Origin of the sequence: Psychrobacter sp. W2-37-MNA-CIBAN-0211, from assembly GCF_040309405.1 — a bacterium.
GTDB classification, from domain to species: Bacteria; Pseudomonadota; Gammaproteobacteria; order Pseudomonadales; family Moraxellaceae; genus Psychrobacter; species Psychrobacter glaciei.
Window position 1 is genome coordinate 1 of the sequence record NZ_JBEOOU010000592.1, and the last position, 235, is coordinate 235.

Here is a 235-nt window from a genome sequence, read left to right on the forward strand (position 1 = left end):
GTATGAGCGTATCAGGCGGTGAGCGTCGTCGTTGTGAGATTGCTCGCGCTCTAGCAGCTGACCCCAAGTTTATCTTATTAGACGAGCCTTTTGCCGGTGTAGATCCTATCTCTGTTGGCGATATCAAAGATGTCATTTTAGCGCTCAAACGACGTGGTATCGGTGTGTTAATCACTGATCACAATGTTCGTGAGACTTTAGCGATTTGTGAAAAAGCCTATATCGTATCAGAAGG

The 235-nt window shown here is 46.0% G+C and carries 1 protein-coding gene; it reads left to right on the forward strand.

Going from position 1 to position 235, the window contains the following annotated elements; genetic code table 11:
- Positions 1 to 235 (forward strand): ATP-binding cassette domain-containing protein (locus tag AAEY72_RS16380; RefSeq protein ID WP_352311750.1); only part of this gene is annotated, 235 nt, incomplete at both ends.